The following is a 23,834-nucleotide window of genomic DNA, read 5'->3' as shown; positions in this document are numbered from 1 at the left end:
AAAGCGGTATGGCTAGAAAATACTTCGGCACCGACGGCATTCGTGGCCGCGTCGGGCAATTCCCCATCACTCCGGATTTCATGCTCAAGCTCGGCTGGGCGGCGGGCATGGCCTTCCGCAAGCAGGGTAAGTGCCGCATCCTGATCGGCAAGGACACGCGAATTTCCGGCTACATGTTCGAATCCGCCCTGGAGGCCGGTCTGGCCGCTGCCGGTGCCGACGTGCAGTTGCTCGGGCCGATGCCGACGCCGGCCATCGCCTACCTGACGCGTACCTTCCAGGCCGATGCCGGCATCGTCATCAGCGCCTCGCACAATCCGCACGACGACAACGGCATCAAGTTCTTCTCCCGCGAGGGCACCAAGCTGCCTGACGATGTGGAGCTGATGATCGAGGAGCTGCTCGATCAGCCGATGACCGTGGTGGAGTCTGCCGGCATCGGCAAGGCCTCGCGGATCAACGATGCCTCGGGGCGCTACATCGAGTTCTGCAAGGGTAGCGTCCCCAGCGGCACCAGCTTCAAGGGGCTGAAGATCGTCGTCGACTGCGCCCACGGCGCCGCCTACAAGGTCGCCCCCAGCGTGTTCCGCGAACTGGGCGCCGAGGTGCGGGTGATGGCGGCGCAGCCCGACGGGCTGAACATCAACGACGCTTGCGGCTCGACCCATATCGCCGCCCTGCAGGCCGAAGTGGTCGCGCAGCAGGCCGATCTGGGCATCGCCTTCGACGGCGACGCCGACCGGGTGTTGATGGTCGATCAGCACGGCGCGGTGGTCGACGGCGACGAGCTGTTGTTCATCATCGCCCGCGATCTGCAGGAACGCGGTCGTCTGCGCGGCGGCGTGGTCGGCACGCTGATGAGCAACTTGGGCCTGGAGCTGGCCCTGGCCGAACTGAACATCCCCTTCGTGCGGGCCAAGGTCGGCGATCGCTACGTGATCGCCGAGCTGCTGGCGCGCAACTGGCAGCTGGGGGGGGAGAATTCCGGGCACCTGGTGTGCTTCCAGCACACCACCACCGGCGACGCGATCATCGCCGCGCTGCAGGTGCTGATGGCGCTCAAGCGTCGCGAGCAAAGCCTGGCCGAGGCGCGCGGTGGGCTGAAGAAGTGCCCGCAGGTGCTGGTCAATGTGCGCCTGGGCGGCGATGTCGATCCGCTCGCGCACCCGTCGGTGCAGGAAGCCTGCAATCGGGTGACCGAGCGCATGGCCGGTCGCGGCCGGGTGCTGCTGCGCAAGTCGGGAACCGAGCCGTTGGTGCGGGTGATGGTCGAGGGCGACGAGGAAGGCTTGGTGCGCGGCTATGCCGATGAATTGGCTAAGATTGTTGCCGAAGTCTGTGCTTGATTGAGCTTGCTACCGAGGGTGCTCTTGGGTAACATCTGCGCCCTCTTTGATCGACGAGGTAAAACATGCGTCGCCCCTTGGTCGCCGGTAACTGGAAAATGCACGGTACCCGCGCCAGCGTCGCAGAGCTGATCGAAGAGCTTCGCCAGCTGGAGTTTCCGGCTGAGGTCGAAGTCGCGGTATTCCCTGGCAGCTTGCATATAGCCCAGGTCGTGGCCGGTCTGGCCGCTGGCGCTGTGAAAGTGGGTGCGCAGAATTGTGCAGTACAGGCGGAGCAGGGCGCCTTGACCGGTGAGCTGGCGACGAGTCAGTTGGTCGATGCCGGATGCGAGCTGGTGTTGGTTGGCCACTCCGAGCGGCGCCTGATCCTGGGCGAGAGCGACGAAGCGGTGATTCGCAAGTTCGCCGCGGCGCAGGTCGCGGGGCTGGTGCCGGTGCTTTGTCTCGGCGAGACGCGCGAGCAGCGCGAGGCCGGTGCGACGCTGGATGTGGTGGGTGCTCAGTTGGCTGCCGTGATCGACGCTCTGGGTGTCGAGTCGCTGGCAAAGGCGGTGGTGGCTTACGAGCCGGTTTGGGCCATAGGTACCGGGCTTACCGCTACGCCCGAGCAGGCCCAGCAAGTGCACGCGGCGATCCGCGCCCAGGTTGCGCAGGCGGATGCCGAGGTGGCGAGCGGTCTGAGAATTCTTTATGGCGGCAGTGTGAAGGCCGCCAGTGCAGCCGAGTTGTTCGGCATGCAGGATATCGATGGGGGGCTTGTGGGTGGAGCCTCTCTGAATGCGGATGAATTCGGTGCGATCTGTCGCGCTGCAGGAAACTGAAGAATGCTGGAAACAGTCATTGTGGTTCTGCACCTGCTGGGTGCGATCGGTGTAGTGGTGCTGGTGCTATTGCAGCAGGGCAAGGGTGCCGATGCTGGTGCATCGTTCGGTTCGGGGGCTTCGGCAACCGTATTCGGAAGCCAAGGTTCCTCTACCTTTCTGAGTAAGTTTACTGCTATACTCGCCACCGGTTTTTTCATTACTAGCTTGGGCTTAGCGTTCTTTGCTAAAGAAAAAGCTGATGCAATGACCCAGGTTGGTCTGCCAGATCCAGCGGTTCTGGAAGTTCAACAAAAGCCGGCAGCAGAAGATGTGCCGGTGCTCGAAGAGCAAGCGCCCGCAGCCGATTCGTCGGATGTGCCGGAGGCTCCCGAGCAGTAACAGTTTTGCCGAGGTGGTGGAATTGGTAGACACGCTACCTTGAGGTGGTAGTGGCCATAGGCTGTAGGGGTTCGAGTCCCCTCCTCGGTACCATACTCAAGAAAGCCCGCAGTTCGCGGGCTTTCTTGTTGCTGGAGTCTCGGTTGACCCTCGAGGGGGGCAGCCGTATAATTCCGGCCCAGCTTTGACGCGGGGTGGAGCAGTCTGGTAGCTCGTCGGGCTCATAACCCGAAGGTCGTTGGTTCAAATCCAGCCCCCGCAACCAGTTTCAGCAGGCCCCTTTTCAGGGGCTTTTTGTTAGCTGAAAGACAGTGTCCGCCGGCATTTCAGGCGGTTCGAAGGGATGGGCGTTTCGCCCATTTTTTATTTGCACAGCATGCGCGAGGGCCGTTAAGTGTCGAGCAAGCTAGAACAGTTGCAGGCCTTGTTGGCCCCGGTAATCGAAGCACTCGGTTACCAGTGTTGGGGCATCGAGTTCCTGTCGCAGGGGCGTCATTCGCTGCTGCGTGTCTATATCGACAAGGAAGGCGGCATCCTGATCGAAGATTGCGAGATCGTCAGCCGTCAGCTCAGCGGTGTGCTGGACGTCGAGGATCCCATTACCTCGGAGTACACCCTGGAAGTGTCTTCGCCCGGCATGGACCGGCCGTTGTTCACCCTGGAGCAGTTCGCCGCTCACGCTGGCGAGCAAGTGAAGATCAAGCTGCGTTCGCCTTTCGACGGGCGGCGCAACTTTCAAGGCCTCCTCCGCGGTGTGGAGGAACAGGACGTGGTAGTGCAGGTGGATGACCACGAGTACCTGTTGCCGGTCGACCTGATCGACAAGGCCAACATTATCCCCCGGTTTGATTGAGACGCGGATCCCGCGAGAGCTCTGCGGCTAGCGCGAATGGCGCAAGTAGCGCACATGGCGCAAGTAGCGCGGATGGTGCAGATCCAATGGATTGCGAAAGGCGAGGCGTACGATGAGCAAAGAAGTACTGCTAGTTGTTGAGTCGGTATCCAACGAAAAGGGTGTGCCGGCTAGCGTAATTTTCGAGGCGCTGGAGTTGGCTCTGGCGACCGCAACCAAGAAACGTTTTGAAGACGAAGTCGATCTGCGTGTGACGATCAACCGGCAGAACGGCAGCTACGAGACCTTCCGGCGCTGGACCGTGGTCGACGAGTCCGAATTCGAAGACCCGGCCTACCAGCTGACCGAAGACATGCCGCAGGCGATGGAAGCCGGCGCCAAGATCGGCGACGTGCTGGAGGAGAAGGTCGAGTCCATCGAGTTCGGCCGCATCGCCGCGCAGACCGCCAAGCAGGTCATCGTGCAGAAGGTGCGCGAGGCCGAGCGTGCGCAGGTGGTCGACGCCTACCGCGAGCGCCTGGGCGAGATCATCTCCGGCACCGTGAAGAAGGTCACCCGCGACAACGTCATCGTCGACCTGGGCAACAATGCCGAGGCGCTGCTGGCCCGCGAAGACATCATCCCGCGCGAGACCTTCCGCGTCGGCGTGCGTCTGCGCGCCCTGCTCAAGGAAATCCGCACCGAGAACCGCGGCCCGCAGCTGATCCTGTCGCGTACCGCGCCGGAAATGCTGATCGAGCTGTTCCGCATCGAAGTACCGGAAATCGCCGAAGGGCTGATCGACGTCAAGGCCGCCTCCCGTGACCCGGGTTCGCGCGCCAAGATCGCCGTGCGCTCCAAGGACAAGCGCATCGACCCGCAGGGCGCCTGCATCGGCATGCGCGGTTCGCGCGTGCAGGCGGTTTCCGGTGAGCTGGGCGGCGAGCGAGTGGACATCGTGCTGTGGGACGACAACCCGGCGCAGTTCGTGATCAACGCCATGTCGCCGGCCGAAGTGGCGGCGATCATCGTCGACGAAGATGCCCATGCCATGGACATCGCCGTCGCCGAGGACAACCTGGCTCAGGCCATCGGCCGCGGCGGCCAGAACGTGCGCCTGGCCAGCCAGCTGACCGGCTGGACGCTGAACGTGATGACCGAGGCGGACATCCAGGCCAAGCAGCAGGCGGAAACCGGCGACATCATGCAGTCCTTCATCGACGAGCTGGAAGTCGACGAAGAGCTGGCCCAAGTCCTGGTCGAAGAGGGTTTCACCAGTCTCGAAGAGATTGCCTACGTACCCATGGAAGAAATGCTCAGCATCGATGGCTTTGACGAGGACATCGTCAATGAGCTGCGTGCACGGGCCAAGGATCGTCTGCTGACCAAGGCGATCGCCAACGAGGAGAAGTTGGCCGATGCCCATCCGGCGGATGATCTGCTGGAACTGGAAGGCATGGACAAGGCGCTGGCTCTGGAGCTGGCGCTGCGCGGCGTGATTACCCGTGAAGACCTGGCCGAGCAGTCGATCGACGACCTGCTCGACATCGACGGCATCGACGAAGAACGTGCCGGCAAGCTGATCATGGCCGCTCGAGCCCACTGGTTCGAATAAGCGGTTGCGGCCTGAGGAGAAAGATGCATGACGCAAGTCACGGTGAAAGAACTGGCCCAAGTGGTCGACACACCGGTGGAGCGCCTGCTGCAGCAGATGCGTGAAGCCGGGCTGTCCCACGACAGCGCCGAACAAGTAGTGACCGATAGCGAGAAGCAGGCCCTGTTGGCCCATCTCAAGAGCAGTCACGGCGACAAGGTCGAAGAGCCGCGCAAGATCACCTTGCAGCGCAAGACCACCAGCACCCTGCGGGTGGCTGGCAGCAAGACCATCAGTGTGGAAGTGCGCAAGAAGAAGACCTTCGTCAAGCGCAGCCCGGAAGAGCTGGAAGCCGAGAAGCAGCGCGAGCTGGAAGCCCAGCGCGCCGAAGCCGAGGCCGAGCGCCTGAAGGCCGAGGAAGCAGCCAAGCGCAAGGCCGAGGAAGAGGCCAAGCGCCAGACGGCTGCCGCTCCGGCGGCGGTTGATGGCGTTGCCGCGGTTGCCGCGCCGATCAGCGAGCCGGTAGTGGCTGCTCCCGTGGTCGAGGCCGAGCGCAAGAAGGATGAGGTGCGCCGTCCCGAGAAGACGCGCAGCGATGACGACGAGCGCCGCGATCGCAAGCACACCCAGCATCGCCCGACCGTCAAGGAGAAGGCGCCGGCTCCGCGCGTCGCTCCGCGCAGCGTCGACGAAGAGAGCGACGGCTTCCGTCGCGGTGGCCGTGGCAAGGCCAAGATGAAGAAGCGCAACCAGCATGGCTTCCAGAGCCCGACAGGTCCTATTGTGCGCGACGTATCGATTGGCGAGACCATTACCGTTTCCGACCTGGCCCAGCAGATGGCCATCAAAGGCGCGGAAATCGTCAAGTTCATGTTCAAGATGGGCACTCCGGTGACCATCAACCAGGTGCTGGATCAGGAAACCGCCCAGTTGATCGCCGAGGAATTCGGCCACAAGGTTAAGCTGGTCAGCGACAACGCCCTGGAAGAGCAGCTGGCCGAGTCGCTGAAGTTCGAGGGCGAGGCCTTCCAGCGCGCGCCGGTGGTGACCGTCATGGGTCACGTCGACCACGGCAAGACCTCCCTGCTCGACTATATCCGTCGTGCCAAGGTGGCCTCCGGTGAGGCGGGTGGCATCACCCAGCACATCGGCGCCTACCACGTGGAAACCGACCGCGGCATGGTGACCTTCCTCGACACCCCGGGCCACGCTGCGTTTACCCAGATGCGTGCCCGCGGTGCCAAGGCCACCGACATCGTCATCCTGGTGGTGGCGGCGGACGACGGCGTGATGCCGCAGACCCAGGAAGCGGTGCAGCACGCGAAAGCGGCTGGCGTGCCGATCGTGGTCGCGGTGAACAAGATCGACAAGCCCGATGCCAACCCGGACAACATCAAGAACGGCCTGGCCGCGCTGGATGTGATCCCGGAAGAGTGGGGCGGCGACGCGCCGTTCGTACATGTTTCGGCCAAGATGGGTACCGGTATCGACGAACTGCTCGAAGCCGTATTGCTGCAGGCTGAAGTGCTCGAGCTGAAAGCCACGCCGTCGGCCCCGGGCCGTGGTGTGGTGGTCGAATCGCGCCTGGACAAGGGCCGCGGCCCGGTGGCCACCGTGCTGGTTCAGGACGGTACCCTGCGTCAGGGCGACATGGTTCTGGTCGGCGTCAACTACGGCCGCGTGCGTGCCATGCTCGACGAGAACGGCAAGTCGATCAAGGAAGCCGGTCCGTCGATTCCGGTCGAGATTCTCGGCCTGGACGGCACGCCGGATGCCGGTGACGAGATGATGGTGGTGGCCGACGAGAAGAAGGCCCGCGAAGTTGCGCTGTTCCGTCAGGGCAAGTTCCGCGAGGTCAAGCTGGCTCGTGCGCATGCCGGCAAGCTGGAAAACATCTTCGAGAACATGGGCCAGGAAGAGAAGAAGACCCTCAACATCGTGCTCAAGGCCGATGTGCGTGGCTCTCTGGAAGCCCTGCAAGGCTCGCTCAGCACCCTGGGCAACGACGAAGTGCAGGTGCGCGTGGTCGGTGGCGGCGTCGGTGGTATCACCGAGTCCGATGCCAACCTGGCGCTGGCCTCCAACGCCGTGCTGTTCGGCTTCAACGTCCGTGCCGATGCCGGTGCGCGCAAGATCGTCGAGGCCGAAGGCCTGGACATGCGCTACTACAACGTCATTTACGACATCATCGAGGACGTCAAGAAGGCGCTCACCGGTATGCTCGGCAGCGACGTGCGGGAGAACATCCTGGGCATCGCCGAGGTGCGTGACGTGTTCCGTTCGCCGAAGTTCGGCGCCGTGGCCGGCTGTATGGTCATCGAGGGTACCGTGTACCGCAACCGTCCCATCCGCGTACTGCGCGAGGACGTAGTGATCTTCGAAGGCGAACTGGAGTCCCTGCGCCGCTTCAAGGACGACATGTCCGAAGTGCGGGCCGGCATGGAATGCGGTATCGGCGTGAAGAGTTACAACGACGTCAAGGTCGGCGACAAGATCGAAGTGTTCGAGAAGGTCCAGGTGGCGCGCAGCCTGTAAGCAACCCGGCGCGATAACGCAACGCCCGGCCCCGCTCAAGCGCGGCCGGGCGTTTGCCGCTTTTGAGCCCGACGCCGAACAGGCGGCGGGCGAAGGAAAGGTAAGTAGAAATGGCCAAAGACTACAGCCGTACCCAGCGTATCGGCGATCAGATGCAGCGCGAGCTGGCCCTGATGATCCAGCGCGAGATCAAGGACCCGCGCCTGGGCCTGGTGACCATCACCGCAGTGGACGTCAGCCGCGACCTGTCCCATGCCAAGGTGTTCATCACCGTGATGGGCAAGGACGACGATGCCGAGCAGATCAAGCTCAACCTGGAGATCCTCGGCGAGGCAGCCGGTTATCTGCGCATGCTGTTGGGCAAGTCGATGAAGGTGCGCACCATCCCGCAGCTGCACTTCCAGTACGACGCCAGCATCCGCCGCGGCGCCGAGCTGTCGGCGCTGATCGAGCGTGCGGTGGCGGAAGATCGCAAGCACCAGGACGGCAGCGAGGGTTAAGCGTGGCGCAGGTCAAACGTATACGGCGCAAGGTCGACGGCATCATCCTGCTGGACAAGCCGCGCGGCTTCACCTCCAACGCCGCGCTGCAGAAGGTGCGCTGGCTGCTCAACGCGGAGAAGGCCGGCCACACCGGCAGCCTCGATCCGCTGGCCACCGGCGTGCTGCCGCTGTGCTTCGGCGAGGCGACCAAGTTCTCCCAGTACCTGCTCGATGCCGACAAGGGCTACGAGACCCTGGCCCAGCTCGGTGTCACCACCACCACCGGCGATGCCGAAGGCGAGGTGCTGGAGCGGCGTCCGGTGACCGTTGGTCGTGCCGAGATCGAGGCGCTGTTGCCGCGTTTTCGTGGCGAAATCAAGCAGATACCGCCGATGTACTCGGCCCTGAAGAAGGACGGCCAGCCACTTTACAAGCTGGCCCGTGCCGGCGAGGTAGTGGAGCGCGAGGCGCGTTCTGTTACTATTGCGCGCCTGGATTTGCTGGCCTGCGAGGGCGAGCAGGCCCGCCTGGCGGTGGATTGCAGCAAGGGCACCTATATTCGGACCCTGGTCGAGGATCTCGGCCAACTGCTCGGTTGCGGCGCGCACGTCGCCGAGCTGCGCCGGACCAAGGCTGGGCCGTTCGACCTGAGCCGTACCGTGACCCTGGAAGAGCTGGAAGCGGCGCATGCCGAAGGTGGCAACGAAGCGCTCGATCGCTTCCTGCAGCCGGTCGACAGCGGCTTGCAGGACTGGCCGCTGCTGCAGTTCTCCGAACACAGCGCGTTCTACTGGTTGCAAGGGCAGCCGGTACGCGCGCCGGAAGCACCGAAGTTCGGCATGGTGCGGGTGCAGGATCACACCGGTCGCTTCATCGGCATCGGCGAAGTGAGCGACGATGGGCGTATCGCCCCGCGTCGATTGATTTACACCGGTGCCCAGCACCGGGTGCAGACACGGGTCTTAGGGCCCGGATTGAATTGATACCGGCGCATGGCGTCGGCAGGTGTTGTCGGTGGTTGCCGGTAACGCCGAATGGTTCGGCCCCGAGGGCTGAAGCCTGAAGCTGGCGATACCAGCGGCAGGACTGCGAGGGTGGCTGTTAGTAGGCACGGTCATACCTCTTTTTAAAACACGGGAAGCGATTCCCGGCCTATTGAGACTGCTTCGGCAGTTTCCAGATGAGAGGAAGCCAACATGGCACTCAGCGTTGAAGAAAAAGCCCAGATCGTTAACGACTACAAGCAAGCTGAAGGCGACACCGGTAGCCCGGAAGTGCAGGTAGCCCTGCTGACCGCCAACATCAACAAGCTGCAAGGCCACTTCAAGGCCAACGGCAAAGATCACCACAGCCGTCGTGGTCTGATCCGTATGGTTAACCAGCGTCGTAAGCTGCTGGACTACCTGAAGGGCAAGGACACCAGTCGTTACAGCGCCCTGATCGGTCGCCTGGGCCTGCGTCGTTAATAGACGCGAGCTGCACAAGTTGGAAGCTGGGAGTTCGGCGTCGCGAGTGGGGAGTGATCCTCACCTCGTGGCGCCGGGCTTCCAGCTTTTGGCTTTTCGAGGGATGCACCGGGTCCGACTCCCGTGCTTCTTTCCAATTTCCCCCAAGGCAACAAAGAGAAGGAAAACACCGTGAACCCGGTAATCAAGAAATTCCAGTTCGGTCAGTCGACCGTTACCCTCGAGACTGGCCGTATCGCCCGTCAAGCCTCCGGCGCCGTGCTGGTCACCGTTGACGATGACGTCAGCGTGCTGGTCGCCGTAACCGGCGCCAAGACTGCCGACCCGAGCAAGGGCTTCTTCCCGCTGTCCGTGCACTATCAGGAAAAGACCTACGCTGCCGGCAAGATCCCGGGCGGTTTCTTCAAGCGTGAGGCGCGTCCCTCCGAGAAGGAAACCCTGACCTCGCGTCTGATCGACCGTCCGATCCGTCCGCTGTTCCCGGAAGGCTTCCAGAACGAAGTGCAGGTCATCTGCACCGTGGTTTCCACCAGCAAGAAGACCGATCCGGACATCGCGGCGATGATCGGTACCTCGGCTGCCCTGGCCATCTCCGGCATCCCGTTCAACGGCCCGATCGGTGCCGCGCGCGTCGCCTTCCACCCGGAAACCGGCTACCTGCTGAACCCGAATTACGAGCAGCTCAAGGCCTCGAGCCTGGACATGGTCGTGGCCGGCACCAAGGACGCCGTGCTGATGGTCGAATCGGAAGCCAAGGAGCTGACCGAAGACCAGATGCTGGGCGCCGTGCTGTTCGCCCATGAGGAGTTCCAGGTGGTCATCCAGGCTGTCGCCGAGCTGGCTGCCGAAGCCGGCAAGCCGACCTGGGACTGGCAGCCGAAGCCGGAAAACACCGCACTGCTGAACGCCATCCGTGGCGAGTTCGGTGACGCGATTTCCCAGGCCTACACCATCACCATCAAGCAGGACCGCTACGCGCGCCTGGGCGAGCTGCGCGATCAGGTCGTGGCCAAGTTCTCCGGTGAAGAAGGCCAGCCGAGCGCCGGTGAAGTCAAAGACGCCTTCGGCGAAATCGAATACCGCACCGTGCGCGAGAACATCGTCAACGGCAAACCGCGTATCGATGGTCGTGACACCCGCACCGTGCGTGGCCTGAACATCGAAGTCGGTGTACTGGACAAGACCCACGGTTCGGCGCTGTTCACCCGTGGCGAAACCCAGGCGCTGGTCGTGGCTACCCTCGGTACCGCCCGCGACGCACAGCTGCTGGACACCCTCGAAGGCGAGAAGAAAGACCCCTTCATGCTGCACTACAACTTCCCGCCGTACTCGGTCGGTGAGTGTGGTCGCATGGGCGCCACTGGCCGCCGCGAAATCGGCCACGGTCGTCTCGCCCGTCGTGGCGTTGCCGCCATGCTGCCGAGCGCCGACGAGTTCCCGTACACCATCCGCGTGGTGTCGGAAATCACCGAGTCCAACGGTTCTTCCTCCATGGCTTCGGTGTGCGGCGCCTCCCTGGCGCTGATGGACGCCGGTGTGCCGATGAAGGCACCGGTGGCCGGTATCGCCATGGGTCTGGTGCTGGAAGGTGAGAAATTCGCCGTGCTGACCGACATCCTCGGTGACGAAGATCACCTGGGCGACATGGACTTCAAGGTAGCCGGTACCGCCAAGGGCGTCACCGCGCTGCAGATGGACATCAAGATCCAGGGCATCACCGAAGAGATCATGGAGCAGGCGCTGGAGCAGGCGCTGGAAGCGCGCCTGAACATCCTCGGCCAGATGAACCAGGTCATCGCCCAGTCGCGCAGCGAACTGTCGGCCAACGCACCGACCATGCTGGCGATGAAGATCGATCAGGACAAGATCCGCGACGTCATCGGCAAGGGTGGCGCCACCATCCGCGCCATCTGCGAAGAGACCAAGGCTTCGATCGATATCGAAGACGACGGCTCGATCAAGATCTTCGGCGAAACCAAGGAAGCGGCCGAGGCGGCCAAGCAGCGCGTTCTGGCCATCACTGCGGAAGCCGAGATCGGCAAGATCTACGTCGGTAAGGTCGAGCGCATCGTCGACTTCGGCGCCTTCGTCAACATCCTGCCGGGCAAGGACGGTCTGGTGCACATCTCCATGCTCAGCGATCAGCGCGTGGAGAAGGTCACCGACGTGCTGCAGGAAGGTCAGGAAGTGAAGGTACTGGTACTGGACGTGGACAACCGCGGCCGTATCAAGCTGTCGATCAAGGACGTCGCCGCCGCCGAGGCATCCGGCGTCTGACGACTGGCTCGCTGCAAGGACAAGCCCCGCCTCTGCGGGGCTTTTCTTTGCGCGCGGCAAAACCCTGGCCGCGGGGAGATCCGCGTCGTGCAATTTGCCCGAGGCTTTTGCGCGGGGTTCGGCGAAATGCAAGGTTTCGCCTATCTGGGTGTATTCATAAGCTATTGAAAAATAACAGTATTGTGAGTTCTTAAAAGCTGGCACAGGCCTTGCGAAAGTCCTGTTGAGCCTGCAGCCAGGAGCTGGCCTGCAGATTGTCTGGAACGTACAGGAGTCGAACCATGAAACAGCCAATCAAGCGTATTGCTCTCGCCACCCTGACCACCACTGCCCTGGGCCTGTCGCTGGCGTCCACGGCGTTCGCCCAGCCGGCCGACGCCGTGCAGCCGACCCTGCTGGCTGCCAATACCAGCGTGGACAAGGCCGAGCAGGCGGTGTCCGACACCTGGATCACCAGCAAGGTCAAATCCAGCTTTATCGCCGACCAGAGCCTGAGCGGCCTGGACATCAAGGTCGAGACCAATCAGGGCGTGGTCGCGCTGTCCGGCGTGGTGGCCAGCGAGGCCGAGCGCGAACTGGCCATCGCCAAGGCCAAGGAAATCGAGGGCGTGCGTGACGTGTCGGCCGACGGCCTGAAAGCCGCCGACTGATAAGTGAGCGTGGCGGGTTGCGGCCCGCCGCTTCGCCAACCACAGGGAGCCATGACCATGAACAGCGACATCACCAAGGGTAAGTGGAAGCAGCTCAGCGGGCGCATCAAGGAGCGTTGGGGCAACCTCACCGACGACGACCTGGACGTCGCCGAGGGCCACAGCGAGTACCTCGTCGGCAAGCTGCAGGAACGCTATGGCTGGACCAAGGAGAAGGCCCAGCAGGAGTTGCGCGACTTCAGCGACAAGCTCTGACGCCGCGTTACAGACCGAGGCCCCGCCGGCATCGTCGGCGGGGCCTTGGCGTAGGTGTGGGCATCAGATGCCGCGCTTGCTGCGAATCTCCACCAGGCGTCCGCCCTCGAAGCGCAGGAAGTGGTACATGCCGCCGCGTGGCCCGTAGATCCACTCCTCCACGGCGACCTCGTTGCGAAAGCCGTACTGGTCGAGCACTTCCTTGTAGCCGAGAAAGTCGCGGCTCAGCGGTTCGCCGCATTTGCCCTGGACTTCGCTGGTCGGCGCGCTGGTGCTGACCAGGGCGCTGCCGCAGCGATAGGTGGAGGAGGCTTCGGCCAGCGGCAGGGCCAGCAGTAACAGCAGTGGGGCGTGGTGGAGGCGGATCACTGGCGGTTCCTGGTGTGGTTTCAGTGCTGACGACGGCGCTCGATGGCGACCAGGCGGTTGCCCTCGAAGCGCAGGATGCTGAGCATGCCGTTGCTCGGCCCGTAGACCCATTCCTCGACCAGGTACTCGCGGCGGTCGTAGGAGCCCAGGGTGTAACCGATGGGATCGCGGTGCTGCGGCTCGCCGCACTTGCGTTCGACCTCGAAGGGACGGTCGCCGAGGCTGACCAGCTGGCTGCCGCAGCGCAGGGTATCGGCCTGCAGCGGCGCGCTGGCCAGGGCGGCCAGCAGGGCGCAGAGGGCGGTGCAGGGGCGACGACGCATGGCGCTACTCGCTGTCCAGGTGGAGCGGGGTGAGCACGCGGCCATCGGCCTCGGGCTCTCCTAGATTGACATCGATCAGGTACAGGCGTTCGTCGGCCAGGCCGCCTTGGGCGACCAGGTAGTCCTTGATCGCCGCCGCGCGCTGCTGAGCCAGCTGGCGCAGCAGCAGCTTGCTCTGCGCCCAGGAGTCCAGCACGGCCTGGCGCATAAGCTGATGACGCTGCTCGTCGTCGAATTCGGCCCATTCGGCCGGCGGCTGCTGCTTGAGGCGGGCGCGGTAGATGCCTTCGAGCAGGATCGCCTGGTCGTCCTCGTCCACCACCAGCTCGTCGGCGCTGGCCGGCACCTTGTCGCCGCGGCGCTGCAGCATCTTGTACCAGGTCTCGCGGAATTCACGTTGCAGGCGCTGCTCGGCCAGCAGCGGGCCGTCGGCGCGCTGGGCGCTCTGGCCTTCCACTTCCAGGCGCAGCGCCGGGCGTTCCTGCAGGGCCTTGGCCAGGGTGTCGAGGGCCTGGCGTGCGTCGTCGCTCAGGGCGTCCGAGCCGGCGTCGAACGGCACGGTGCTGAGGTCGACGTCGCTGCCGCCGGCGACCAGGCCGGCGACGAACTTGAACGGTGCCTGCGCCGCGCGCAGCACCAGGTTGCGCAGGGTCTGCCAGACGATGGGCATGACGCTGAACTCGGGGTTGTTGAGGTCGCCCTTGACCGGCAGCTCGATGGCGATCTTGCCCTCGGTGTCCTTGAGCAGGGCCACCGCCAGGCGGATCGGCAGGTCGACGGCGTCCGGGCTGTCGACCTTCTCGCCCAGCTGCAGGTTTTCCACCAGCACCTTGTTCTCGGCGTTGAGCTGGCCCTTCTCGATGCGGTAGTGCAGGTCGAGGTTGAGCCGGCCCTTGCGGATGCGGTAGCCGGCGAACTTGCCGGAGTAGGGGGTGATGGTGGTCAGCTCGACGTTCTTGAAGCTGGTGGCGATGTCCAGGCTGTTGAGCGGGTCGAAGGGGGTGAGCTTGCCCTTGACGCTGACCGGCGCGTACTTGTCCACCTTGCCCCGGATGTCGACGCTGGCGGCCTGCGGGCTCTGGTTGTCGAGGGTGCCGATGCGGCCGTTCATCTGCTGGATGGCGGTGGCGAAGCTGGGGGTCAGGCTGAAGTCGGCGAAGTTGGCCGAACCGTCGTTGATGGTCACGCCGCCGATGCGCACGGCCAGCGGTTTGCCCGCATCCGCCTGAGCCTCAGCCGGCGCGGCAGGCTGCGGCACGATCAGCTCGCTGACGTTGGTGGTCAGGTTCTCGTTGATCACGAAGCGCGCATAGGGCTGCTCCAGCTCGACCTGCTCGATGGCCAGGCTTTCGCCGTGGCGATAGTCGAGGCCGTTCACCTGCACCTGCTGCCAGCGCAGGAAGTCACGCTCGCGCAGGGTGTCGAGGGTGTGCAGCTGGTCGATCCTGGCGCTGCCGCTCACCTGGAGCGCCAGCGGCGCGGTGCTCTTGAGTTGCACCTCGAGGTCGCTGCCGAGCAGGCCGCTGCGCAGTTCCAGGCGGATAAACGGGCTGAGATAGGCCTGGGCCAGGCGCAGGTCGATGTCCTGGGTGGCGACCTTGAGCTGGGCGCTGGTGGGCTGCAGCTGCACCTGGCCGGCTGCCTGCAGCTTGCCCTGTTTGCCCAGGCCGGTATCCAGCTTGAGGCCGAAGGGCTTGTCGCCGAGGCTGTCGAAGTCGCTCAGCTCGAGGTTCAGCGGGCCGACCTCCAGCGCCACTTCCTGCTGCGGCACGCGGTCGACCAGGTGGGCCTGGTAGTCGCGCAACTGCACGTCGCGCAGCAGCACCTGCCAGGGTTTGCTCGCCTCCTCGGCAGGCGCCGGCTCGCTGGCTGCCGTGGGTTTGCCGGCAAACAGCTTCTGCCAGTCCAGCTCGCCGTCGGCCTCGCGCGCGGCCCAGGCTTCCAGGCCCTGGCTGCGCACCTGGCCGATGAGCACCTGCTGCTTGGCCAGGTCCAGGCTGGCGTCGGCGACGTCGAGGCGCTGCAGGCGCAGCAGCGGCTTGCCTTCAGGGCTGTCGATGGCGAGGGGGGCCAGCTGGATGGCGAGCTTGCTCAGCTGCAGTTCGGTGCCGCTGGACAGATCGAGGTGGTAGTCGCTGCTCAGATCGACCTGGCCTTCCTGCAAGGCCAGCGGCAGGGCATCGCGCACGTAGGGCCAGATGGCGCGCAGGCGGCCGTCGCTGAGCTTGAGGTTGCCGCTGGAGGTCAGCGGCACCAGGCCTATGCGGCCCTGCCAGTCGATGCGACCGCCATGGGGGCCGGTGGCGGTCAGGGTCATTTCGGCGTTGTCGCCGGCCAGGGTGCTGAGGTTGTGCAGTTCCAGGTTGAGCGAGTCGTAGGCGAACTCCACCGGCTCGCTGGGGCGCAGGTCCTGGAAGTGCAGGGAGTTCTCGCGCAGCCCGACCTTGTCGATGCGCAGCGGGAAGGGCTCGCTTGGCGGCGCGTCGGCGGCGTCCGCCGGGCTCTCCGGCAGTTTGAACAGCTGCGTGAGGTTGAGCGTGCCGTCCTTGGCGAACAGCACCTCGCCGTGCGCGCCGTCCAGCTCGACCTCGGCCAGGTGCAGGGCGCCGCTCCACAGGCTGTCCAGTTGCAGGTTGGCGTACAGCTGCGCCAAGCCGAGCTGTGGCCGCTGCGGCTCGCCGATGGCCAGGCCCCACAGGCGCAGCTCCAGGCTGAAGGGGTTGAGCTGCAGGCGCTGCAGGCTGGCCGGCACGCTGGCGTACTGCGCCAGCTGCTGGTTGGCGATGCGCAGGGCGATGCCCGGCAGAATCAGGAAGCCGATCAGGCTGTAGAGGAAGAGGGCGATCAACAGGGCGCTCAGCGCGCGCTTCAGTCCTTTGGGCATGGCGAGGCGTCATCTATCCAGACGAAGAGATGCCTTGGAGTATGGCACGCCGGTTCGGTTCCGGGCGTGCGCCGCACCGCGCATTTTTCTCTGCCGCGGGTCGCTCAGAGCCTCAGGATCAGGGTCTTCAGCGGCGGCTTGGCGTCGTGCGAGGGGAAGTCGGCGGCCGGTGGCAGCACCTGGCAGTCGCGCAGCGGGCGGCCGAGCTTGGCGGCGCAACGCAGCACCTGCTCGCGCCAGTCGGCCAGCTCCACCTTCGCCAGGTTGTTGCAGCACACCAGCGTGCCGCCCTCGGCGGTGGCCAGGATCGCCGGCTTGAGTAGGCTCTGGTAGTCGCGCAGCAGGTCGACGGTGCCGAAGGCGCTCCTGGCCCAGGCTGGCGGGTCGAGGAACACCAGGTCGAACTGGCGCGGCGCCAGACGCGGATAGGCCGGCAGTTTCTGTCCGCGGCGGCTGGCGACGGGCAGGTCGGCCAACTGGCGGATCGCCGGGAAGTAGTCGGACTGGATGAACTGCATGGCCGGCAGGGCGGGGTTCAGCGCGCCGTTCTCGCGGCCCACCGCCAGGTTGCCTTCGGCGAAGTCCAGGTTGACCACCTCGCGCGCGCCGCCGGCCGCGGCGCAGAGGCCGACGCCGCAGGTGTAGGCGAACAGGTTGAGCACGGACTGGCCGGCGCTGTTGGCCTTGATCCAGCCGCGGGCGTTGCGCAGGTCGAGAAACAGCAGCGGGTCCTGCCCGGGATGGCGACCACGCACCCGATAGTTCAGGCCCCACTCCTGGCCGAGCATATCGTCCAGTGCCTCGGGGGTGGCCTGATACACCGCGTCGCGGCGGTCGACGCGCGAATTGCCGCCTGCGCGGTCGTTGTAGACCAGGTGCAGGTCGAGGCCGAGACGCTCGTTGATGGCGCTGTGCAGCGCGAGCAGCGTCTCGCGCTGCAGCGGTTGGTGAAAACTTTGCACCAGCAGCTGCGGGCCGTAGCGATCGAGGGTAAGGCCGGGGGCGCCTTCCTGGCTGCCGTGGAACAGGCGGTAGCAGTCGGTACCCTGGGCGTGCAGTTCACCCAGCAGCGGCTGGCGGGCATCGAGGGCGGCGCGCAGCGCCAGATCAAGAGCGGGCATGCGCGGCATCTCGGAGAAAGGAAAGGCCGGCAGTTTAGCAAGAAAAACGCCGACCCTCGGTCGGCGCATTGTGGCGATTGCGGCCGGCGTAGGTTGGGTTGAGCGCAGCGAAGCCCAACGGCGGTCTGCCGGGCGCGCCGGGTAGCGCCCCTGTTGGGCTTCGGGGCTGCGCCCCTCGACCCAAGCTACGGCTTTGGCTTAGCGCTCGATGGCCAGCGCCACGCCCTGGCCGCCGCCGATGCACAGGGTGGCCAGGCCCTTCTTCGCATCGCGGCGGATCATCTCGTGCAGCAGGGTCACCAGCACACGGCAGCCCGAGGCGCCGATGGGATGGCCGAGGGCGATGGCGCCGCCGTTGACGTTGACCTTGGCCGCGTCCCAGCCCAGCTCCTGGCCGACCGCCAGGGCCTGGGCGGCGAAGGCCTCGTTGGCTTCGATCAGGTCCAGCTCGGCGAGGTTCCAGCCGGCCTTGTCCAGGCAGCGGCGGGTGGCCGAGACCGGGGCGATGCCCATGATCGCCGGGTCGACGCCGGCATTGGCGTAGGCCTTGATCCTGGCCAGCACCGGCAGGCCGAGGGTCTGAGCTTTTTCGGCGCTCATCAGCAGCACGGCAGCGGCGCCGTCGTTAAGGCTGGAGGCATTGCCGGCGGTGACGCTGCCGTCCTTCTTGAAGGCCGGCTTGAGCTTGCCCAGCGCCTCGGCGGTGGTGCCGGCGCGCGGCTGCTCGTCACGAGCGAAGGCGACGGGGTCGCCCTTGCGCTGCGGGATCAGCACCGGAGTGATCTCGGCATCGAAGCGACCGGTCTCGATGGCCGTGCAGGCCTTCTGCTGCGAGGCGGCGGCGAAGGCGTCCTGGGCGTCGCGGGAAATCCCGTATTTCTCCACCAGGTTCTCGGCGGTGATGCCCATATGGTAGTCGTTGAAGGCGTCCCACAGGCCGTCCACGATCATGCTGTCCTGCAGCTGGGCGTGGCCCATGCGCAGGCCGGTACGGGCCTTGGGCAGCACGTAGGGCGCCAGGCTCATGTTCTCCATGCCGCCGGCGATGATCACCTCGGCATCGCCGCAGCGAATCGCCTGGGCGGCCAGGTGCAGGGCTTTGAGGCCCGAGCCGCAGACCTTGTTCAGGGTCATGGCCGGTACGGCATGCGGCAGGCCGGCGCGGATCGCCGCCTGGCGTGCGGGGTTCTGCCCGCTGCCGGCGGTGAGCACCTGGCCGAGGATGACTTCATCGACCTGAGCGGCATCGAGGCCGGTCTGCTGCAGCAGGCGCTTGATCACGATGGCGCCGAGCTCGGGCGCGGGAATCTCCGCCAGGCTGCCCTGGAAGCTGCCGATGGCGGTGCGGGTGGCGGCGACTATGACGACGTCTTGCATGTGCTGGTCCTCGATTCGGTTCAGACAATGACCGGAAAGACGCTGATGGTCGCATGGCTGGCTGTGACCGGCCAGCCACGCCTGCTAAGGCGCCAGGCGACGGTGGGCGCGCTGTGCGGCGCTGTTGCGCACGGCCCAGCGCAGCACGTTGGCGGTGCGCTGCACGCTGGCGCGGATCAAGGGCCGGCGCCAGGCCGCCTGGCGTTCGCCGAGCAGGTCGCTGGCCCAGTCCGGCAGCAGGTCGACGCCGGCCTGCAGCATCAGGTTGCCGAAAGGCTTGGCCAGGATGCTGGGCATCGGCGCGGCGTAGAGCAGTCGCACCACTTCGCGGGTACGCTCATCGCAGAGCAGGTGCGGGCGCATGCGCTGCAGATAGTCGGCGATGGCCCGCTGCGATTTGGGCACGTCCTGTGCACCGAGGCGCTCGGCGATCAGCGCCACTTCGCGGTAGTAGCGATCCTGCTCGGCCACCGGCAGCCGCGGGTCGACGTAACGCAAATAGCCGGCGAGAAACTGGCTGACCTCGGAGACGTGCACCCAGGTCAGCAGCTCGGGGTCGCTGGCGCTGTAAGGGCGACCGTCCGGCGCGCTGCCGACCACCTGCAGGTGGATGCGGCGCACCTTGTCGATCAGCTGCTCGGCATCGTGCAGGCCGCCGTAGGTGGTGCCGGCGATGAACAGGCTGGTACGGCGCAGGCGACCGAGCATGTCCTGGCGAAAGGTGGAGTGATCCCATACGCCGGCCAGCGCCAGCGGGTGGAGCATCTGCAGGAGCAGCGCGGAAATGCCGCCGACCATCATCGCGGTGAAGTCGGCGTGCACTTGCCAGACCATCGACTCGGGGCCGAACAGGCCGGCATCACCGCGCGGCTGGTCGAGGTCGAGCACGCCCAGCGAGGCGCCGGTGAGGCTGTGCACCTGTTTTTCGATCTGACGACGTAGGCTTTCCATGGCGCGCAGTTTCGGCGCTTGGTCGGTGCAAGACAAGGCGGCCCTTATCCCGCATGCGCGGGACAAGGGCCTGCTGGATCAGCGGTTGAGGCGCTGGCCGATCAGGCTGTCGACCACGCTGGGGTCGGCCAGGGTCGAGGTGTCGCCCATGTTGTCCAGCTCGTTGCAGGCGATCTTGCGCAGGATGCGCCGCATGATCTTGCCCGAGCGGGTCTTGGGTAGGCCCGGCGCCCACTGGATCAGCTCCGGCTTGGCGAAGCTACCGATCTCCTTGCCGACCAGGCTCAGCAATTCCTTCTTCAGCGCGTCGCTGGGCTCGCTGCCCTTCATCAGGGTGACGTAGGCGTAGATGCCCTGGCCCTTGACGTCGTGCGGGTAGCCGACCACCGCGGCCTCGGCCACCGCATCGTGCAGCACCAGGGCGCTTTCCACCTCGGCGGTGCCGATGCGGTGGCCGGAGACGTTGATCACGTCGTCGACGCGGCCGGTGATCCAGTAGTAGCCGTCCTCGTCGCGGCGCGCGCCGTCGCCGGTGAAGTAGTAGCCGGGGTAAGGCTTGAAGTAGGTGTCGATCATGCGCTGGTGGTCGCCGTAGACGCTGCGGATCTGGCTCGGCCAGCTGGCCTTGATCGCCAGCACGCCGGCGCCCGGGCCCTCGATCTCCTTGCCCTGCTCGTCGAGCAGCACCGGCTGCACGCCGAAGAACGGGCGGGTGGCCGAGCCGGGCTTGAGCTCGGTGGCGCCGGGCAGCGGGGTGATCAGGATCGAGCCGGTCTCGGTCTGCCACCAGGTATCGACGATGGGGCAGCGGGTGTCGCCGACCACGTGGTAGTACCACTCCCAGGCCTCGGGGTTGATCGGCTCGCCCACCGAGCCGAGCAGGCGCAGGCTCGAACGCGAGGTGGCCTTGACCGGGCCTTCGCCTTCGCGCATCAGCGCGCGCAGGGCGGTGGGGGCGGTGTAGAAGATATTGACCCGGTGCTTGTCGATCACCTGCCAGAAGCGCGAGGCGTCCGGGTAGTTGGGCACGCCCTCGAACATCAGGGTGGTGGCAGCGTTGGCCAGCGGGCCGTAGACGATGTAGCTGTGCCCGGTGACCCAGCCGACATCGGCGGTGCACCAGTAGATGTCGCCCTCGTGGTAATCGAACACGTACTTGTGGGTCATGGCCGCGCCGAGCAGGTAGCCACCGGTGGTATGCAGCACGCCTTTCGGCTTACCCGTGGAGCCCGAGGTATAGAGGATAAACAGCGGATCCTCGGCGTCCATCGGCTCGGCCGGGCAGTCGGTATCGACCTCCTTGAGCGCCTGGTGGTACCAGAGGTCGCGGCCTTCCACCCAGGCCACGTTACCCTGGGTGCGCTCGACCACCACCACCGTGCTGACGTTCGGGCAGCTCTGCAGGGCCTGGTCGACGTTGTTCTTCAACGGGATGTACTTGCCGCCGCGCACGCCTTCGTCGGCGGTGATCACGGTGCGGCAGTCGGCATCGAGGATGCGGTCGCGCAGGGCATCCGGGGAGAAACCGCCGAACACCACCGAATGCACGGCGCCGATGCGCGCGCAGGCGAGCATGGCGTAGGCCGCCTCGGGGATCATCGGCATGTAGATGCACACCCGGTCACCCTTCTTCACGCCACGGCGCTTGAGCACGTTGGCCAGGCGGCTGACGTTGTGGTGCAGCTTGTTGTAGGTGATATGCGCCGACTCGGCCGGGTTGTCGCCTTCCCAGATGATGGCGATCTGTTCGCCGCGCTGTTGCAGGTGGCGGTCGATGCAGTTGTAGGCGACGTTGAGCTGGCCGCCCTTGAACCATTCGGCGTGGCCCTGCTTGAGGTCGCTGGTGTGCACCCGGTCCCAGGGCTGGAACCAGTCGAGGAAGGCCTTGGCCTGCTCGGCCCAGAAGGTCTCGGGCTGCTCGACGGATTGCCGGTACAGGCGCAGGTAGGCGTCGTTGTCCAGATGTGCGCGCTGGCGCACCGCGTCGGCCACGGGGTGGCGGGTGATCTCGAACATGGCGGGGTCCTTGTTGTTGTCTGTCCGCAACGTTCCCAAGGGTGCACCCAAGCAGGCGCTCGGTTCAAGTGCGTCGATTGCCTGAGCGCCGCGAGACCGGTCATGCCCGCGTCGGGGGCCTGGGTATCGCTGCGCTCAACCCAGGCCAGCAGATTGTGCGATTCAGCCGCGATGGTGCTCGCGGAAGTGCTCGATCAGGCCCTGGGTCGAGGCGTCGGCGGCGGCGCTGTCGACCTGGCCGACCAGGCGCTGGTAGACCTCCTTGCCCATCTCCTTGCCCAGCTCCACACCCCACTGGTCGAAGGCGTTGATGCCCCAGATGGCGCTCTGCACGAACACCTTGTGCTCGTACAGCGCCACCAGGGCGCCGAGGTTGAACGGCGCGATGCGGTTCATCACCAGGATATTGCTCGGCCGGTTGCCGGGAATCTCCTTGTGCGGCGCCAGGCGCTGCACCTCGTCCTCGCTCAGGCCCTTGGCGCGCAGCTCGGCCTCGGCCTCGGCGCGGCTCTTGCCCTGCATCAGCGCCTGGGCCTGCGACAGGCAGTTGGCGAACAGCCACTGGTGGTGGTCGGACAGCGGGTTGTAGCTGTTGACCGGGACGATGAAATCCGCCGGCACCAGCAGGCGGCCCTGGTGCAGCAACTGGTGGTAGGCGTGCTGGCCGTTGCAGCCGACGCCGCCCCAGATCACCGGGCCGGTGGCGATGTCCAGGGCGCTGCCGTCCTGGCGCACGCTCTTGCCGTTGGATTCCATGTCCAGCTGCTGCAGGTGCTTGGTGAAGTTACGCAGGTAGTGGTCGTAGGGCAGGATCGCGTGGCTCTGCGCGCCCCAGAAGTTGGTGTACCAGATGCCCAGCAGGGCCATCAGCACCGGCATGTTCTCCGCCAGGGGGGCCTGGGTGAAGTGCTGGTCCATGGCGTAGGCGCCGGCCAGCAGTTCCTTGAAGTTGGACACGCCGATGGCCAGGGCGATGGGCAGGCCGATGGCCGACCACAGCGAGTAGCGGCCGCCGACCCAGTCCCACATGGGGAAGATGTTCTGCTCGCCGATGCCGAACTCGATGGCCGCCTTGCGGTTGCTGGTCACGGCGATGAAATGGCGGTGCAGCTCTTGTTCCGGGCCGCCCATGGCCAGGTACCAGTCGCGCGCGGCCAGGGTGTTCTTCAGCGTCTCCAGGGTGCCGAAGGACTTGCTGGAGACGATGAACAGGGTGGTTTCCGGGTTGAGCCGGGCGGTCAGCTCGCGGAACTCGCTGCCGTCGATATTGGCCAGGTAGTGGCAGCGCACGCCGCGCTGGGTGAAGGGGCGCAGCGCCTCGGAGACCAGCTGCGGGCCGAGGAAGGAGCCGCCGATGCCGATATTGACCACCTCGGTGATCGGCTTCTCGCTGTAGCCGCGCCACAGGCCGCTGTGGATGCGGCTGACCAGCTCGGTCATCTGGTTCAGCACGCGGTGCACCTGGGGGATGATGTCCGCGCCGTCCACCACCAGGCGCCGGCCGATCGGGCTGCGCAGGGCGGTGTGCAGGGCGGCGCGGCCTTCCGAGGCGTTGACCTGCTCGCCGCTGTACAGGGCGTCGATGGCGCCTTGCAGGTCGGCCTGCTCGGCCAGCTGGATCAGCAGCTCGAGGCTGCGTTCGTCGATCAGGTTCTTCGAGTAGTCCAGCAGCAGGCCGCAGTTGTTCAGCGAGAAGCGCTGGAAGCGTCGGGCGTCCGTGGCGAAGGCCTCGCGCATGCTGAACCCGGCCATCTCGGCGCGGTGTTGCTGCAGGGCGTGCCAGGCGGGCAGGCGGGTGACGTCGTGCGGCTGCTGGTAGTAGGCCATCGGGGCTCCTGATGCGGAAAAGCGAAAGGCCCGGAGTTATCCGGGCCTGGCGAGTGTAACCGGCGGTCTCGCGGCGCAGCTACTGGGCGGGCAGTTCCACCAGCAGATTGTCGATCAGCCGGGTGCTGCCGAGGTGGGCGGCGGTGAGTACCACCAGCTGGCGGTCGTCGAGCTGGGCCGGACGCAGGCTGAGGGCGTTGCGTATTTCCAGGTAGTCCGGGACGAAGCCGGCGTCGCGCTGCTGGCGCTGGGCCGTCTCGATCAGTCGCGGATAGTCGCGGGCGCCGCGCTGCAGCTCGCTGGCGATGCCCTGCAGGCTGCGGTACA

21 protein-coding genes and 2 tRNA genes are annotated in these 23,834 nt (G+C 65.6%); 14 read left to right on the top strand and 9 right to left on the bottom strand.

The window, feature by feature from the left end:
* Window positions 1-8: 8 nt before the first annotated feature.
* From glmM to N878_RS15885, 14 genes are all read left to right on the top strand, one after another.
* Window positions 9-1,346 (top strand): phosphoglucosamine mutase, encoded by a 1,338-nt coding sequence (glmM, locus tag N878_RS15950; RefSeq protein ID WP_021444606.1) that lies wholly within the window; start codon window positions 9-11, stop codon window positions 1,344-1,346.
* A gap of 65 nt (window positions 1,347-1,411) precedes the next feature.
* Window positions 1,412-2,167 (top strand): triose-phosphate isomerase, encoded by a 756-nt coding sequence (tpiA, locus tag N878_RS15945; protein WP_021444605.1) that lies wholly within the window; start codon window positions 1,412-1,414, stop codon window positions 2,165-2,167.
* Window positions 2,168-2,170: 3 nt separating this feature from the next.
* Window positions 2,171-2,548, top strand: coding sequence for a preprotein translocase subunit SecG (gene secG, locus N878_RS15940; RefSeq protein ID WP_021444604.1), 378 nt, complete (start codon window positions 2,171-2,173; stop codon window positions 2,546-2,548).
* 7 nt (window positions 2,549-2,555) lie between these two features.
* A tRNA-Leu gene (locus tag N878_RS15935) sits at window positions 2,556-2,641 on the top strand.
* A gap of 95 nt (window positions 2,642-2,736) precedes the next feature.
* Window positions 2,737-2,813 (top strand) — tRNA-Met (locus tag N878_RS15930).
* Window positions 2,814-2,942: 129 nt separating this feature from the next.
* Window positions 2,943-3,401: a ribosome maturation factor RimP gene (gene rimP / locus N878_RS15925; RefSeq protein ID WP_021444603.1), complete on the top strand. Its 459-nt coding sequence runs from the start codon at window positions 2,943-2,945 to the stop codon at window positions 3,399-3,401.
* A gap of 112 nt (window positions 3,402-3,513) precedes the next feature.
* Complete coding sequence (gene nusA, locus N878_RS15920; protein ID WP_031303271.1) at window positions 3,514-4,995, top strand: transcription termination factor NusA; 1,482 nt, start codon at window positions 3,514-3,516, stop codon at window positions 4,993-4,995.
* Window positions 4,996-5,022: 27 nt separating this feature from the next.
* Window positions 5,023-7,509 (top strand): translation initiation factor IF-2, encoded by a 2,487-nt coding sequence (gene infB, locus N878_RS15915; RefSeq protein ID WP_021444601.1) that lies wholly within the window; start codon window positions 5,023-5,025, stop codon window positions 7,507-7,509.
* A 110-nt stretch (window positions 7,510-7,619) separates the two neighbouring features.
* On the top strand, window positions 7,620-8,009 hold the full coding sequence (rbfA, locus tag N878_RS15910; protein WP_021444600.1) for a 30S ribosome-binding factor RbfA: 390 nt from the start codon (window positions 7,620-7,622) through the stop codon (window positions 8,007-8,009).
* 2 nt (window positions 8,010-8,011) lie between these two features.
* A complete protein-coding gene (gene truB, locus N878_RS15905; protein ID WP_021444599.1) occupies window positions 8,012-8,974 on the top strand; it encodes a tRNA pseudouridine(55) synthase TruB in 963 nt (320 codons plus the stop codon).
* Between the two features lie 213 nt (window positions 8,975-9,187).
* A complete protein-coding gene (gene rpsO / locus N878_RS15900; RefSeq protein WP_004424394.1) occupies window positions 9,188-9,457 on the top strand; it encodes a 30S ribosomal protein S15 in 270 nt (89 codons plus the stop codon).
* A gap of 171 nt (window positions 9,458-9,628) precedes the next feature.
* A complete protein-coding gene (gene pnp, locus N878_RS15895) occupies window positions 9,629-11,734 on the top strand; it encodes a polyribonucleotide nucleotidyltransferase (RefSeq protein ID WP_021444598.1) in 2,106 nt (701 codons plus the stop codon).
* 281 nt (window positions 11,735-12,015) lie between these two features.
* Window positions 12,016-12,384 (top strand): BON domain-containing protein, encoded by a 369-nt coding sequence (locus N878_RS15890; RefSeq protein WP_021444597.1) that lies wholly within the window; start codon window positions 12,016-12,018, stop codon window positions 12,382-12,384.
* 57 nt (window positions 12,385-12,441) lie between these two features.
* Window positions 12,442-12,639, top strand: coding sequence for a CsbD family protein (locus N878_RS15885; RefSeq protein WP_021444596.1), 198 nt, complete (start codon window positions 12,442-12,444; stop codon window positions 12,637-12,639).
* Between the two features lie 63 nt (window positions 12,640-12,702).
* Here the strand turns inward: N878_RS15885 and N878_RS15880 are convergent, their stop codons facing one another.
* The 9 genes from N878_RS15880 to N878_RS15840 all read right to left on the bottom strand — a co-directional run.
* Window positions 12,703-13,008 carry a DUF2845 domain-containing protein gene (locus tag N878_RS15880; protein ID WP_021444595.1) on the bottom strand — a complete coding sequence of 102 codons (306 nt, stop codon included), beginning with the start codon at window positions 13,006-13,008 and terminating at the stop codon, window positions 12,703-12,705.
* Window positions 13,009-13,028: 20 nt separating this feature from the next.
* A complete protein-coding gene (locus N878_RS15875) occupies window positions 13,029-13,331 on the bottom strand; it encodes a DUF2845 domain-containing protein (protein ID WP_021444594.1) in 303 nt (100 codons plus the stop codon).
* A gap of 4 nt (window positions 13,332-13,335) precedes the next feature.
* Window positions 13,336-16,215: a DUF748 domain-containing protein gene (locus N878_RS15870; protein WP_021444593.1), complete on the bottom strand. Its 2,880-nt coding sequence runs from the start codon at window positions 16,213-16,215 to the stop codon at window positions 13,336-13,338.
* Window positions 16,216-16,319: 104 nt separating this feature from the next.
* Window positions 16,320-17,336 carry a class I SAM-dependent rRNA methyltransferase gene (locus tag N878_RS15865; protein WP_021444592.1) on the bottom strand — a complete coding sequence of 339 codons (1,017 nt, stop codon included), beginning with the start codon at window positions 17,334-17,336 and terminating at the stop codon, window positions 16,320-16,322.
* Between the two features lie 198 nt (window positions 17,337-17,534).
* Window positions 17,535-18,713, bottom strand: a complete 1,179-nt coding sequence (locus tag N878_RS15860) for an acetyl-CoA C-acetyltransferase (RefSeq protein WP_021444591.1) — start codon at window positions 18,711-18,713, stop codon at window positions 17,535-17,537.
* Window positions 18,714-18,797: 84 nt separating this feature from the next.
* Window positions 18,798-19,664 carry an oxygenase MpaB family protein gene (locus N878_RS15855; RefSeq protein ID WP_021444590.1) on the bottom strand — a complete coding sequence of 289 codons (867 nt, stop codon included), beginning with the start codon at window positions 19,662-19,664 and terminating at the stop codon, window positions 18,798-18,800.
* Between the two features lie 78 nt (window positions 19,665-19,742).
* Window positions 19,743-21,680, bottom strand: a complete 1,938-nt coding sequence (acs, locus tag N878_RS15850) for an acetate--CoA ligase (RefSeq protein ID WP_021444589.1) — start codon at window positions 21,678-21,680, stop codon at window positions 19,743-19,745.
* A 162-nt stretch (window positions 21,681-21,842) separates the two neighbouring features.
* Window positions 21,843-23,507, bottom strand: coding sequence for a glucose-6-phosphate isomerase (pgi, locus tag N878_RS15845; RefSeq protein ID WP_021444588.1), 1,665 nt, complete (start codon window positions 23,505-23,507; stop codon window positions 21,843-21,845).
* Between the two features lie 79 nt (window positions 23,508-23,586).
* Window positions 23,587-23,834, bottom strand: a 248-nt coding sequence (locus N878_RS15840) for a pantoate--beta-alanine ligase (protein ID WP_031303268.1), incomplete at its 5' end; no start/stop codon positions are given.

The sequence above is a fragment of the Pseudomonas sp. EGD-AK9 genome (genome assembly GCF_000465935.2).
In the GTDB taxonomy this organism is placed as follows: domain Bacteria; phylum Pseudomonadota; class Gammaproteobacteria; order Pseudomonadales; family Pseudomonadaceae; genus Aquipseudomonas.
Note: the sequence above shows the minus strand (reverse complement) of the source record. Positions and strands in the feature narration are given on the sequence as shown.

Bases quoted from the DNA above. Each gene is read 5' to 3' on its own strand.
- glmM (WP_021444606.1), top strand. From the start codon at position 9: ATGGCTAGAAAATACTTCGGCACCGACGGCATTCGTGGCCGCGTCGGG.
- tpiA (WP_021444605.1), top strand. From the start codon at position 1,412: ATGCGTCGCCCCTTGGTCGCCGGTAACTGGAAAATGCACGGTACCCGC.
- secG (WP_021444604.1), top strand. From the start codon at position 2,171: ATGCTGGAAACAGTCATTGTGGTTCTGCACCTGCTGGGTGCGATCGGT.
- nusA (WP_031303271.1), top strand. From the start codon at position 3,514: ATGAGCAAAGAAGTACTGCTAGTTGTTGAGTCGGTATCCAACGAAAAG.
- infB (WP_021444601.1), top strand. From the start codon at position 5,023: ATGACGCAAGTCACGGTGAAAGAACTGGCCCAAGTGGTCGACACACCG.
- rbfA (WP_021444600.1), top strand. From the start codon at position 7,620: ATGGCCAAAGACTACAGCCGTACCCAGCGTATCGGCGATCAGATGCAG.
- rpsO (WP_004424394.1), top strand. From the start codon at position 9,188: ATGGCACTCAGCGTTGAAGAAAAAGCCCAGATCGTTAACGACTACAAG.
- N878_RS15890 (WP_021444597.1), top strand. From the start codon at position 12,016: ATGAAACAGCCAATCAAGCGTATTGCTCTCGCCACCCTGACCACCACT.
- N878_RS15885 (WP_021444596.1), top strand. From the start codon at position 12,442: ATGAACAGCGACATCACCAAGGGTAAGTGGAAGCAGCTCAGCGGGCGC.
- N878_RS15875 (WP_021444594.1), bottom strand. From the start codon at position 13,331: ATGCGTCGTCGCCCCTGCACCGCCCTCTGCGCCCTGCTGGCCGCCCTG.
- N878_RS15870 (WP_021444593.1), bottom strand. From the start codon at position 16,215: ATGCCCAAAGGACTGAAGCGCGCGCTGAGCGCCCTGTTGATCGCCCTC.
- N878_RS15865 (WP_021444592.1), bottom strand. From the start codon at position 17,336: ATGCCCGCTCTTGATCTGGCGCTGCGCGCCGCCCTCGATGCCCGCCAG.
- N878_RS15860 (WP_021444591.1), bottom strand. From the start codon at position 18,713: ATGCAAGACGTCGTCATAGTCGCCGCCACCCGCACCGCCATCGGCAGC.
- N878_RS15855 (WP_021444590.1), bottom strand. From the start codon at position 19,664: ATGGAAAGCCTACGTCGTCAGATCGAAAAACAGGTGCACAGCCTCACC.
- acs (WP_021444589.1), bottom strand. From the start codon at position 21,680: ATGTTCGAGATCACCCGCCACCCCGTGGCCGACGCGGTGCGCCAGCGC.
- pgi (WP_021444588.1), bottom strand. From the start codon at position 23,507: ATGGCCTACTACCAGCAGCCGCACGACGTCACCCGCCTGCCCGCCTGG.